The organism is Candidatus Aegiribacteria sp., assembly GCA_021108005.1.
Lineage (GTDB): Bacteria > Fermentibacterota > Fermentibacteria > Fermentibacterales > JCC-6 > Aegiribacteria.
In genome coordinates this window covers 1-13,262 of record JAIORS010000211.1, presented here as the reverse complement: position 1 = coordinate 13,262, position 13,262 = coordinate 1, and the positions used below count along the sequence as shown (strand labels likewise).

Here is a 13,262-nt window from a genome sequence, read left to right as displayed (position 1 = left end):
CTATCCTGAAAAACAGGTCTGATCTGAAATCTCCTCCCGATGACTCAACTATATGATAATTCGAAAATCTATGCTTCTCTCTCTAGTCTCACCAAGCCTTCTTACTTTGCCCGTTTCAAGAACCCGAAGAAGCTTAACCTGCAGTGCGGGAGATAGATTACCAATTTCATCAAGAAATAGCGTACCGCCATTTGCGGCTTCCATCAAACCCTCTCTATCCAATCCGCTTCCGGTGTACGCACCTTTTGAAGCCCCGAAAAGCTCTGACTCAAGCAGATTTTCCGCAATAGCTCCGCAGTCCACTGAAACCAGTGAACGGTCTCCGCGGGAACTTTCCGAATGGATTCCCCTTGCTACCAGTTCCTTACCGGTTCCAGTCTCCCCGGTAACAAGCACGGGAATCTGCATTCTGGAAATCCTTCTCATCTTCCTTTTGAGCTCCACTACGATGTTCGAATTCCCAATTATCTCCGGAAACATTTCGGCAGCTTCTCCCTTCATCGGAATTTCAGCAGGTCGAATACCCGAAACGGAAGCTATCACCGGTCCAAGGATCTCAATCAGCCCGAGATCACTTCCGCTGGCGTAGAGGGGAGGATCTTCACAAACCTTCCTCTCTCCGGGTTTTCCGGAAGGTTCGGTATCCAGGGAGACAAGATCGAGTTTATCAGCCAGGTCAGGTAATCTGAGATCCTGGCCTGAGCGGGAAGAAATCCAGTCAGCGGTTTTTTCAATTCCATTTCGAATAAGCTCTATCATATTGTTGTAGGAGAGTTTTTCGAGTTCTTCAACCAGATAACCATGATTATCCAGAAATGCCGTTAGTTCTTCCCCTTCGAGTTTATCTGAAATATTACCGAATGTGTTCAGAATCCTGTTAGAGAGTTTTTTATTCTCAGGAAGACCGAATTTTGATGTGATTTCAATTACTTTCAGCGGGAAAGGGACGTTCAGCATTTCTGCAAGCAACAGACTGAATTCCTCAGCTTTTTCCGCTGCAATCAGCTCACCTTCAAGCTTCTCGATCTTAAGCCCCAGCTCACCTGCCTCCATGACAATCTCCGATGCATCAACCTCCTTTCCCCCAATGGATGATGCCAGATCAATAAGAAGCATAAGATGTCGATCGCCCATAAACCCGGCTTCGGCCCTTGCCTGATTCAGGCTGCTGAAACCCGCGCTGCTGTCACCACTCTGAATCTGCAACTGCCCAAGGTACAGCAAGCTGAGCGCATGTTTCAAATTCATCCTGTCTGATGACGCAATTGCAGCCGCTTTCGAAGCGCTTCTGAGTGAAATGGAACCCAGACCGAGGAGTGCCCCCTTATGCGCCTTCAGAAGGCTGATGAGCTGAATATCTGTATCGGTAGCTTTCCCCCGGAGGTATATTGTCAATTCGTTGAACGTATTCTCCGCTGCCTTGAGATCCCCTGTTTTAACCTCAAGCACAAAAAGATCCACAAGAGCGTACGAGCTTTCCAGATCCGGATCTTCAGCACTGAATGACAGGCTTAACCTGTAATCATCAAGGGAATCATTCCACAATCCCAGGACTTCTTTTATCCTGCCCCTTTCCCTGAGACTGCTGATTATCAGACCGATATCCGACAGGCTGAAGGCCATTTCAACGGCTTCGTGAGAAAGATCCCTTGCTTTTCTGTAATCGCCCATTCTCATCTGAATATTCACTTCGGAACAAAGCAGCCTTACTTTGTCCCCGTTTTCAGCTGATTCAAAAGCTTTCCGAAAAAGAGGAAGAACTTCAGATCCTCTGCCCTGTCGATCAAGTATCCTCGCAAGGAGTAGAACAGATTCAGTTCCATGAAGCTTCAACAGGAGGCTTTCTGCATAATCGTATTCGTTAAGCTCACAAAGCGCACGGGCCAGCAGTAACGCTTTTTTCTTACTGTCGGGATCGGAATTAAGCGATTCGAGAGCCATTTCTCTCGCTTCTACGGCATTCCCAAGCGCCAGGTGAGCTTCCGCTCTCTGTGAAAGGTATGCGTCGTCCGTATATTCGAGTACTTCATCATACCTGCCAAGTTTCAGAAGACTCTCGATTGCGAACTCACGGTCGTGGTCACTATAACTGACGGATCCGCTCAGTATCCTGTATGCACCTTCCCTGAAAAGATCTTCAGTTGTAAGAGATATCTGTTCAGGAACTTCTGAGCCTTCACCACATCGATAGCGTGGCCCGTTACCTGAAAGAAGCGGGTATCCTTTTCCCAGTACATCGGGTGGGAGCTGATCTAACTGCCATTCTATAGCTCTTTCCCGCTTACCCTTAACTTCTATGATCCTGTTAAGATTGAAGTTATCCAGTGAATCCTGACTGGATGAAGTAATGAGCAGATTCAATCCGGCAGATGAAGATCTGCTGAGTCCGGCTGATATCGCAGCCAGATCTTCCGATGCGTATTCTATCTGATCGATAACGAGAAGCCTGTTCACTCCGCTCATTGATGGGAATAGCTCACTGATAAGCGAGGATCCCGAATCGATACATGCTTCTCCACAAGGAAAACGGCCCGGAAGTGGTCTTTGAGATTCAATGGGTGAACAGCGGACGAATCTTACAATCCAGCCTCTGTCGATGGCATCGGTGGAATAGATGGATGCGATACGGTCACGTTCCCGCCAGGATCCTCCATGCAGCAGGATAACGGATTGATCATCCCCTGCCTTTATACTGTCCCTATTATGACCGTACAAATTTTCAGCATTTCCGCAGATTTTCGTGAACGCGTCTATCCTTTCGCTGATGGAACCGGAACACATCCTTTCAACAGATTCAGCGTTGTCACCTGACCAGAGATGTCCACTTCCCTGTCTGATGCTTCTTCCAAATAGTGACAGGTCATAGTAAATAGATGACGGAATACCGGCAGCGAGTTCCGAACCCTCAACAATTCCGCGTGTGAATAGCGCTTCTCCAAAACATATCAGATGTAGATCACCATCTTTTCTGACGAAACACCGAGGTGAGATATCGTAATGAACCCACCCCTTTTCATGCATCGAGACAAGAGGAGCTATAAGCTGCTTTACTGACAGAGCAGGACCTGAATACGAAGAGATAGACCCTTCGGGAACTGAAAGACAGTATCTGCCATCTTCAAGTGAATCGAGTCTATCCGGAAAGATAACATCCTTAACATCCATGCTCTTCAGAAGGTTGAATACGTTCTTTGCAGTACTTGTACCGCCGCTGAAACTGAAAACCCTTCCAAGACGCAATTCACCGGATGGAGTTGAAAATCGGACTTCAATTCTACCTTCTGAGAGGTGTTTTCTTGAAAGCACTTTACCTGTAAAACCGGGTTTTTCTGACATTACGAACCTCCATAGGGAAAATATGTCATACATATTCAAATGTCTATAGGGATTTATAATAATAATTATTCTATAATATTTGCAATGTTAGAATGCAGGATGATCGATTGGAGATTCAAGTAATATATCAGGGAATATTTCCCTAATAGGGAATTATTCACCTATCCATTTTTCATTGAATTGTGCTGAATTTGCCATTAGTGCTTGTCGGAGTTGCGCATAGAGTCCTGGCATTCAAATTGCTATAGGTATTAGTGATAGTTATTTCACCAATCGAAAGGAGAATACAATGAAAACGAACCTTTTCTTACTCGTACTCTTTGCCTGTACTTCCATAGTACTGGCACAGGGTCATCAGGTGGATGGAGACCTGTCGAGTGAATGGGAAGCTACAGGGTTTAACAATGCCAGGAGCATCGTGAGGGATGCCGATGGGTATTTTCACATGGTCTACCATACCCAGATTAATCCCGATGCAACTCCGGGCGGCCCCTGCGATATTTTCTACAGTCATACCATTCTACCGGCACCACCCACTTCATCAATGGACTGGACACCACCTTTCCCCATTGCTTCTATGCCAGAGGATGACAGGTATCCATCAATCGCCATAGAACACGGTTCAGCACTGAATCCAAGTGATGACGATACACTTCATGTTGTATGGCAGCATAAGGATGATATGTCCGGTGTATACGATATCTGGTACGTATCGTGTCCTAACATGCAAAACCCGCCTCCCGACGCGTGGGGAATGCCGGTTCCGATTTACACAAGTCCACGCAACTCGCTAGTCCCGGATATCGACTGTTCACTGGGCAACCTTCTTCATGTAGTATGGCAGGAGGAGGATTACGAAGGTTTGTATTCGGAAATACTGTACCTGATGAGCCCCGACCATGGCATTAGCTGGACAAACCTTACTGACATCAGCCAGACCCCGTCAACGAACAGCCAGATGCCGGATGTGGCAACTGTGATCGATTTCATGGATCCGCCTTCACAGTTCACTTACTATTCGGATCAGGTTCACGTAGTATGGAATGACGATCTGGCTTCTTCTCCACCGAATATCTATTACCGAAGCAGTCCCGACGCCGGATTCTCATGGAATGTATCCGAGAATGTGTCGATCCAGTCCGGAAGTAACAGCGAAGATGGATATCCTTCACTTACAGTAAGCAGGGAAGACATCCCGCACGTTGTATGGATGCATGGAGTATTACCTCATGATCCTGACTCACCTGGACCTTACAAGCCGGGCTTCGACCCTACCGTTCCCACAAGTTTCCCGGGACCACTTGCCGGAATGTACGCGGAAATAACGCAGGAAATCCGCTACAGCAACAGATACGGCGGAGTATGGATACCCTTTGAAACAGTATCCAGCGGAATGATTGACAACGAATTCCCTTCTATAGCCTGCGACCAGTTCGATATGCTTCATACGGCCTGGCAAGCCTGGGATGGCATGGACTATGAGATCTTCCAGGCGCACAGAATAGCTGTTTCTCCTTCGTGGTTCGGCTGGGAAAACATCTCCATGGATGTAGCTCATGACGACCTGTTCCCATCCGAAGCAACGAAGAAGGCCGCGATGTACACCGAGGGCTACGACCTTGTGTGGACAAAAATAGATAGTAATCTCGATGCCGGAGGTCATGGCCCGCCGGCTGCCCTGTCGCCTGCCCATGAGATATGGTTTTCTGGAAATACAAGTTACATGTATGTTCCAATTGCAGGCCACGATGAGAATGAAGCAAATGAAGATTTCTTCGCTGAAAGCAACCCGGTAAGAAGCGGTACCTGGATTAACACAGGCAACAGTTCCGGAAACATCAGTATCTACGATCTCTCCGGAAGGGTTGTGCTTGAGCGAAGTATCGAGTCGGAAGACGGTGGATTCTACTGGAATGTCTCTTCCGGGCTGCCTGCCGGTGCTTACTCGATCCTTTTCGAAAAAGAAGGCTCAAGAGAAACTTCAAACGTAGTAGTGCTCGGACGATAACCCATCACCATCGGAGGGGGCAGTCGCCCCCTCCGCCCTTTCAAATCCTTACCTGAATATGACTCTTGTAATGTTAAGAACAATCGAATATTATTATAGCTAATTCTGATTTTAATGATAATTGCACAATGAAATGGAGAACAGAATGAGGTTAGTACTTCTGTTTGTGGCTTCGCTTATCATATTTTCGTCTACAGTCTCAGCATGGGGATTCCATGACGCCATGGGAAACGGCACTCCCATAATCTGTATAACCCCTAAACAGAGCGCGATGGGTGGGGTCTGGGCTCTTCCATCAAGCGAAGCGGCATCCATTTTTCTTAATCCGGCGGAATTATCCATGATGGACGGTACTTCCATCAAAATTACCACAGCAATCATTCAATGGTACTCGTATATCAGCGGAACCATGGATTACGATCGTTTTGACTCGGGTACCCTGGGAACGGTAACCGCGGCCGTTGGAACTGAAATATCCGATGTGGTATCAATCGGTACCGGGATAGCAAGGGTCTCGCACTTCGGATTCAGCGGTATCAGCAATATACTGGAAGAGTGTGGATTGAATGAATATAGGATTTACGCAATTGATCTGCTGGATTCACGTGGCTCCCTATGGGAGGCGAATACCGGCATTTCGGTGGTTATCAGTGACTGGCTTACAGCAGGTGTATCCGGCGGGCTGCGATTCGGGAACGGATCTTATACACTCAGGCATGAGATCGTAGATCCTTTATATCCCGATGATACAACCGAGGTGGATTGGGATGAATCCGATTTCTGTTTTCACGCGGGGCTTCTCATGCCATTCAGTTTCGGAACATTTGCAGTATCCGGCACGAATCCAACCGGCAGGTACGATTCAAGAGTAGCCTTCGGATTCCAGAAGGATTTCAGTCTTCTGAATGGAAGCACTCTGGGCGTGGAGTTCGATGTTCAGTCCATAGAAGAAAAGAACTGCGCCACATCCGGTAAAGCGTTCGCCTATCTGCCGGAAATAATGCCGAATATCAGATCGATTTACAGCGTAGGCTTCATCAGGGCTGTTGATGCCAATAAGGCGTCTCTCTGTCTTGGAACCGGTGCCTGCGTCGATTTCGGAAAGATGGATCTTGATCTGAGTATTTCATGGATGAGCAGAAGCAGAAGGGGAAACGCTTTCCCTGAACCCTACATTTCCAATATCGATGACAGAGGAACCTATTACACCGCCGGACTAAGCTGGAGCCTATAACATGCAGACCAGTGCGTATTGTACTAATTGCAACTTGAGATGCAATGTAAATTTCGTAACAGAATGGGGAACAATATGAAATTAGTATTTCTGATTACAGCTACGTTTATCATATTCGCATCCGCAGTCTCAGCATGGGGATTCCATGACGCCATGGGAAACGGCACTCCCATAATCTGTATAACCCCTAAACAGAGCGCGATGGGTGGGGTCTGGGCTCTTCCATCAAGCGAAGCGGCATCCATTTTTCTTAATCCGGCGGAATTATCCATGATGGACGGTACTTCCATCAAAATTACCACAGCAATTGCTGAATGTCACTCATATACCAGCGCTGAACTGGATTACGATCATTTAAACACTGGCAACTTTGGAACGGTAACCGCGGCCTTGGGAACTGAAATATCTGAAACCGTATCGATTGCCGCAGGATTATCAAGGGTCTCTCACTTCGGATTCAGCGGTATCAGCAATATACTGGAAGAGTATGGATATTGCGGTTATAAAATTTACGCAACTGATCTGCTGGATTCACGTGGCTCCCTATGGGAGGCGAATACCGGGATTTCAGTGGTTATCAGTGACTGGCTTACCGCGGGTGTATCCGGCGGGATGCGATTCGGAAACGGATCTTATACACTCAGGCATGATATCGTAAATCCTATAGCTCCCGATGATACAACTGAAGTAAGTTGGGAGGAATCCGATTTCTGTTTTCATGCGGGGCTTCTCATGCCATTCAGTTTCGGAACGTTCGGCATATCCGGTACGAATAAAACAGGCAGGTACGACTCAAGGATAGCCTTCGGATTCCAGAGGGATTTCAATATTCTGAATGGAAGCACACTGGGCGTGGAGTTCGATCTTCAATCCCTGGAAGAAAAGAACCCCGCCGTATCCGGTAAAACGTTCATCTGTCTGGCGGAAATGTTACCAAACGTCAGATCGACCTACAATGTAGGCTTTGTCAGAGCCACCGATTACAACAGGGCAGCTCTCTGTCTGGGAACGGGAACCTGCATCTATTTCGGCAGGATGAATCTCGATATGGCTATTTCATGGATGAGCAGAAGCAGGTCAGGATATGCGTTCCCTGAACCCTATATTTCCAATATCGATGACAGCGAAACCTATTACTCCGCCGGATTAAGCTGGAACCTTTAACCCGCATCCATCACAAGCACTTGTAGCGAAGCGCTGCAGATGGTTGTGGATACAAGGCTTGCGAAAGCAGACTCCGGAGGCGTACTTGAACAGTACGTCGAGGACGGATGCTTGAGTATAACGCAGTAGACACGACTATATGCATCGCTGCAGTAAAGTGTTTGTGATGGATGCGGGTTAAGTAGTACACCGTTATTGACAATGGATTTATACGTTTAAGTATAGAACTAATCATTCGATAACCAACAGGAAAGGAAATCATGAAAGCGCTTGCGGTATTTTCCATATTGCTGTTCGCTCTCACAATGGCTTGCGGCGATGGCAACAGCGCCGGTAATCCTGGCGATGCTGTAACCGAAATGTTCGATGCTCTGAAGGCAGGAGATGGCGAAAGAGCGGTCGCTTACATGTCAGAAAGCGCTCTTTCGGAAATGGATTCACAACTGGAAATGATTAAGATGGCCCCCGCACAGTCTGCACAGCAGCTGAGTGCTATGGGTATCGAGATAGATGCAGCGGATATTCCCGACATGACCACAAAGGACTTCATGGTGGCCTTGATTTCCTCTCCCGTGATAACATCCTTAATGGAATCCAGCGAAGTATCAATAGGCGAAGTTACCATTGATGGTAACACGGCACGGGTCGAAGTAACAACAATTGTAATGGGTGAATCCGAAACCAATACAATCGATGTTGTAAAGGAAGACGGTCAGTGGAAGGTTACGGAGTTCGGAATGAATATGTAATCAGACTTTCTCAACTATATCCTTTACAATACCGTTGAAATCCTTTGCGAATGCTGAATTTCCATTATGGTTAACGAAGGGTTTCCCGTTGTCTCCCGATAATACAATTTCCGGTTCTATCGGGATTCTTCCCAGGAAGGGCACTCCCATTTCAGATGCCATTCTCTCTCCCCCGCCTGAGCCGAACAACTCTGTTCTCTCACCACAATGTGGACAGACGAATCCTGACATATTCTCGATGACTCCCAGTACCGGGAGCTTAAGGGTGTGACAGAACTGAATTGAACGCCTTACGTCGGAGAGAGATATTTCCTGTGGAGTGGTTACGATAACAGCGCCTGTAGGTTCAGGGATGAGCTGAACAACCGAAAGGGGTTCATCACCGGTTCCAGGAGGACAGTCAATAATCATGTAATCAAGCTCTCCCCAGTTAACATCTTCAAAAAGCTGCTTGATGACATTCATCTTCATGGGTCCCCGCCAGATTACAGCATCGGTTCTGCTGCCGAGCATGAAATCAACGGAAATCACTTTCAGAGATCCAATTTCTGCGGGATTAAGCCTTTTACCGTCGGGTGATGTAAGAGTCGTTCCCTCCATGCCAAGAAGTTTTGGTATGCTGGGACCGTGAAAATCCGTATCCAGGAGCCCTGTAGCATAACCCTGAAGGGAAAGTGAAATGGCAAGGTTAGCCGCAACGGTACTCTTGCCTACTCCGCCCTTTCCCGAAAGCACCAGAATACTCTTATCCGCCGGGGACTTTTCGAGTTTATAAGGTGCCATTTTTTCGTTACTCATGATATTCGAACCTTTCCTATTTAAATTAATCAGTGTTTTGAAATCAAAATAATATAACGATTTGAAGCAGATTTCGAAACTACGGTGCCGGGCTGGCATTGTCATTGTATTGCTTCCTGAACATGGTTGTAGTTATAAGTAACGGAGGTCAATCAGGTGGATTTCAGTAAATATGCTGCTGTTCTGTTCGATCTGGACGGAACACTCATCGACTACGCCGGAGCGCAGAAGCACGCGGCGAAACATATTATAGAGATACTCGAGCTTGAGGATTCTCCGGATACGCTCAAGAGAATTCATGAATTCCTAGACGGGAAGGTTATACAGGATATCGAAGCCTGTAAACCGTCAGCCATCGAACCAGGTTCGAATGAGATGCGTCAGACCTTCAGAAAAGCAGGGCTTAACGCAGATCCCGATGAATTCATCGAACTCTACTTCGAAGGACTCGAGGAACATGGTGAACCACTTCCAGGTGTCATCGACCTCCTGAAACTTCTTCATGGAAAATTCACGATTGGAATAGTTTCCAACGGTTCTGGACCGGTTCAGCGAAAACGGCTACAGAAATCAGGCATGATGGAATATCTGGACCTTATCGTACTCAGCTGTGAGGTGGAATCAGCGAAGCCTGACCCGGAAATACTCCGTTTCGCAATGAAACTGGCCCAATCAAAAACCTTCGATACTCTTTTCGTGGGAGACAGCGCAGGCAGTGATATGGGAGCCGCAAACGCTGCTGGAATTGATTTTGTTTTCGTTCAGCCGGACGGGAATTATTCGTCTCCCGGCCCGAGGATTCTGGAAATACGGAAGACCGCTGATCTTTCTAAATGGTTGAAGATGGAAACGTGTTAAACCGGTTGATTACTTTTTCAGTATATTGCTGTCTGAAACACAAACAGAAAGGTGTGTTATGATGAAAATAGTATCTCTGCTTCTTATTCTTTCAGTGTCGGCATTCGCTGGCTTTGTGGAATTTGGAGCCCATGCGGGAGCATTTTTCCCCACCGGTAACGGAGGCGATTTCTATTCAACAAGCCCCATCTTCGGAGTGAATATACTGGCTCATATGCCGATATACGCTATCGAGGGAAGCATAAGTTACGGGATTCTTCAATCTAAGAATGACCTTGGTGATTTCTCCGCAAGCATTATCCCGATCCTGGCAGGTATCAGAACCTATACAGGACCTATCTTCTACGGCGGCGGAGCAGGTATGTATATATCATCTTTCAGTTATGAATTGCTTGGTGTAAAGATTGATGACAGTGACAGTGACTTCGGTGCCTATGGGAATCTGGGGATGATCTTCCCAACAGGTTCCATGGATATCGAAGGAAGCATCAAATATCACCTGGTCGACTTCGATACCGATAAAGCCTGGTTCGCGCTTACGGTTGGAACTTATTTCTAGGTAATCTCAACTCTTTTAAAGGGCACGGAATTTCCGTGCCCTTTTCAAGTTATGCTATAATTCCTTCAGCCTTTCTTCTCCGGTACCTTCTCAGAAAAAGAACACCGGCAAGGGCAAAGAAGCCCGAAGACACAAGAAATGCTTCCGAATACCCCCAGAAATGCAGAAGAACGCTGCCCAGTATCGGGGCGAAACTTGCCCTTAGCGCAGTCAGTGTAATATGCAGACCCTGGTATGTGGCTTCCTGCCCCGCAGGAGCGAAGTGCATGCTGGAAATGTTCCAGGATATTCTTACACCCGCCATTCCCACGGCAAATATGGCGAAAGCGATATAGAAGAATGTTATGCCCATATCAGGCATCCAATTTCCGAAGGCCATCGAGAGCGGATAGAAAACAAGAAGCAGGCATACTATACCGGTAAAACGGAATGGATGAAGCTTCTCAAGTCGGACTCCCAATAATGGAGAAAGAAGGAGTATTCCCAGCTGCCCGATTACGCCTTTTGCCAGGGCATACTGTTCGTAGTCAAGACCAAGTTTCTCAGTCGCGAAGAAGGGTATTACCGGTAGAATCATAAGAAATGCAATACCATAGATAAAGAAGTATGTCTCGAACCATGCGAAATCTTTGTCATCCCTGAAAATATTCCACAGGCTTTTGAAAAAGTGACCAGATCCTCTGCCTGTCGATTTTTCAGCCACAGTTGATTCCATGCCCCTTGCCATCATAGATAAAAAGATTGCCTCTCCTGCTCCGAAAATGGCTTCGACCACGAATAGAATTCTGTAGTACTGGAAATCCATATCCAGCAGAGCGCCTGCAAGCATGGCAACTGGAAGGCTGAATAGAGTGAACACGCTTGTCCACCAGCCGAAAAGTCTTGCTCTGTTACTCCGGGAGTACCGTTTCTTCATAATGGTGTTCTGAGCGGGAAGGATGACGCTGTTGGATGCGAAGAATAGTAGGAGAAGCAGCAGCATGAGGTTAACATTCGAAGAGAAGAACATCAGCGCCACCGGAAGCCTGGAAAGAACTCCGAAAACAAGAACAGCTCTGTCGTACCTTCCCCTGCTGTCAAGCCAGTGATTTATAAGAACAGCAAGCAGGTTGCTCACAGGCCAGAGCATCGTAAGGGCCGTTATCTGCCAGTGGGACGCATTCAATCCGTTTACCGCGATGTATTCGTGGTTTATCACCACTCCCATGGATATGCCACCGAAGATGGCTGACAGCAGATGAATCCTGAATGATTTTCTTTCATCACCTCCCAGGGGACGGAAGAATCTCCTCTCGCCGCTGGCCGATTTAATCTGCATTTACTATCTCTCCGCCGGTACTAACTGACATCAGTCAACTCCAGTTTTTCACAAAGTCTTACAAGGTTTCATAAATGGGAAAGTTTGACTATCATACAGGTTCCGGACGAAAATCGCTAACAGGTTTCCAGACAACAACTGAGGAGATTTCATGTTAAGCAGGGATACAATAAATAAAAATATTTCCAGATGCCTTACGGATACATTCGGATTGAATCTTCCAAGTGGAAAACGGGGAAAGGTAAGAGACAGTTACGATCTTGGAGACAGAATTCTGCTTATTACAACGGACAGACAGAGTGCGTTCGACAGGGTGCTGGCTTCGGTTCCTTTTAAAGGACAGGTTCTTAATCAGGTAAGCGCGTTCTGGTTTGAAAACACCAGCGACATCGTTCCAAATCATGTAATTTCCATTCCCGACCCTAATGCCACTCTTGCAATTAAGTGCGATGTCTTCCCTGTTGAATTCATCGTGCGGGGTTACCTTACTGGAAGCACGAGCACATCCGCCTGGACCCTTTACAACGAAGGCAGTCGAAACATCTGCGGTAATAAGCTCCCGGATGGAATGGTTAAAAACCAGAAATTCCCCGAACCTATAATTACTCCCACTACTAAAAGTGAAGAGCACGATGAATCCATAACGCCTGAGGAAATTGTCAGTCAGGGGTTGATGACAGCGCAGGAATGGGACAGAACATCCGAGATAGCCATGAAGCTTTTCAAACGAGGGGTGGAAGTAGCCGCAGAAAACGGCCTGATACTCGTTGATACCAAGTACGAACTGGGCAAAGATGATAGTGGAAACATCATCCTGGTAGACGAGATCCACACCCCCGACTCATCGAGGTACTGGATAGCCGGCAGTTACGAAGAAAGACTCCAGAACGGTCAGGAACCTGAGAACATCGACAAGGAATTTTTAAGGCTCTGGTTCAGGGATAACTGCGATCCGTACAATGATGAAGTTCTGCCGGAAGCTCCGGATGATCTTGTTGTTGAGCTTTCATCAAGATACATAAAACTGTACGAAATGATTACTGGCAAGGAATTCGAACCGGCTACCGGTGATGATCCGCTGCAGAGACTAAGAGAGAACCTTAAAGGAATATAGGATTAGTGGGGTCAAATCAAAAAAGGGGTCAATCAAAAAAGGGGTCAAATCTTTACTCTTGACATTTTTAATGTCAAGAGTAAAGATTTGACCCCTTTTTTGACCCTTTTTACTTTTTCAGATT

Annotated in this window: 10 protein-coding genes; 7 read left to right on the top strand and 3 right to left on the bottom strand. The window is 46.8% G+C overall.

The genetic code is table 11. The features are described 5' to 3' along the window. Nucleotides 1-48: 48 nt before the first annotated feature. Nucleotides 49-3,336 carry a sigma 54-interacting transcriptional regulator gene (locus tag K8S15_13010; protein MCD4776956.1) on the bottom strand — a complete coding sequence of 1,096 codons (3,288 nt, stop codon included), beginning with the start codon at nucleotides 3,334-3,336 and terminating at the stop codon, nucleotides 49-51. A 289-nt stretch (nucleotides 3,337-3,625) separates the two neighbouring features. Between K8S15_13010 and K8S15_13005 the strand changes: the two genes are divergently transcribed. The 4 genes from K8S15_13005 to K8S15_12990 all read left to right on the top strand — a co-directional run bounded on the left by K8S15_13005 (nucleotide 3,626) and on the right by K8S15_12990 (nucleotide 8,491). Continuing rightward, on the top strand, nucleotides 3,626-5,344 hold the full coding sequence (locus K8S15_13005; GenBank protein MCD4776955.1) for a T9SS type A sorting domain-containing protein: 1,719 nt from the start codon (nucleotides 3,626-3,628) through the stop codon (nucleotides 5,342-5,344). 145 nt (nucleotides 5,345-5,489) lie between these two features. Then, the gene (locus tag K8S15_13000; protein MCD4776954.1) at nucleotides 5,490-6,578 is read left to right on the top strand and encodes a hypothetical protein; all 1,089 of its coding nucleotides are present in this window, start codon (nucleotides 5,490-5,492) and stop codon (nucleotides 6,576-6,578) included. Between the two features lie 75 nt (nucleotides 6,579-6,653). After that, nucleotides 6,654-7,742: a hypothetical protein gene (locus K8S15_12995; protein ID MCD4776953.1), complete on the top strand. Its 1,089-nt coding sequence runs from the start codon at nucleotides 6,654-6,656 to the stop codon at nucleotides 7,740-7,742. A 260-nt stretch (nucleotides 7,743-8,002) separates the two neighbouring features. Then, nucleotides 8,003-8,491, top strand: a complete 489-nt coding sequence (locus K8S15_12990; protein MCD4776952.1) for a DUF4878 domain-containing protein — start codon at nucleotides 8,003-8,005, stop codon at nucleotides 8,489-8,491. Here the strand turns inward: K8S15_12990 and K8S15_12985 are convergent, their stop codons facing one another. Then, entirely contained in the window at nucleotides 8,492-9,289 is a 798-nt protein-coding gene (locus K8S15_12985) for an Mrp/NBP35 family ATP-binding protein (protein MCD4776951.1), read from the bottom strand. It abuts the gene before it with no gap. A gap of 156 nt (nucleotides 9,290-9,445) precedes the next feature. Here K8S15_12985 and K8S15_12980 point away from each other — a divergent pair, with 156 nt between their 5' ends. Both K8S15_12980 and K8S15_12975 read left to right on the top strand, forming a co-directional pair. Then, nucleotides 9,446-10,147 carry an HAD family hydrolase gene (locus K8S15_12980; protein MCD4776950.1) on the top strand — a complete coding sequence of 234 codons (702 nt, stop codon included), beginning with the start codon at nucleotides 9,446-9,448 and terminating at the stop codon, nucleotides 10,145-10,147. 58 nt (nucleotides 10,148-10,205) lie between these two features. Continuing rightward, nucleotides 10,206-10,706, top strand: a complete 501-nt coding sequence (locus tag K8S15_12975) for a hypothetical protein (protein ID MCD4776949.1) — start codon at nucleotides 10,206-10,208, stop codon at nucleotides 10,704-10,706. A gap of 49 nt (nucleotides 10,707-10,755) precedes the next feature. Here K8S15_12975 and K8S15_12970 read toward each other — a convergent pair whose 3' ends face one another. Next, nucleotides 10,756-12,024: an MFS transporter gene (locus K8S15_12970; GenBank protein ID MCD4776948.1), complete on the bottom strand. Its 1,269-nt coding sequence runs from the start codon at nucleotides 12,022-12,024 to the stop codon at nucleotides 10,756-10,758. A 151-nt stretch (nucleotides 12,025-12,175) separates the two neighbouring features. Here K8S15_12970 and K8S15_12965 point away from each other — a divergent pair, with 151 nt between their 5' ends. Beyond that, a complete protein-coding gene (locus K8S15_12965) occupies nucleotides 12,176-13,138 on the top strand; it encodes a phosphoribosylaminoimidazolesuccinocarboxamide synthase (GenBank protein ID MCD4776947.1) in 963 nt (320 codons plus the stop codon). The last annotated feature ends 124 nt before the right edge of the window (nucleotides 13,139-13,262 follow it).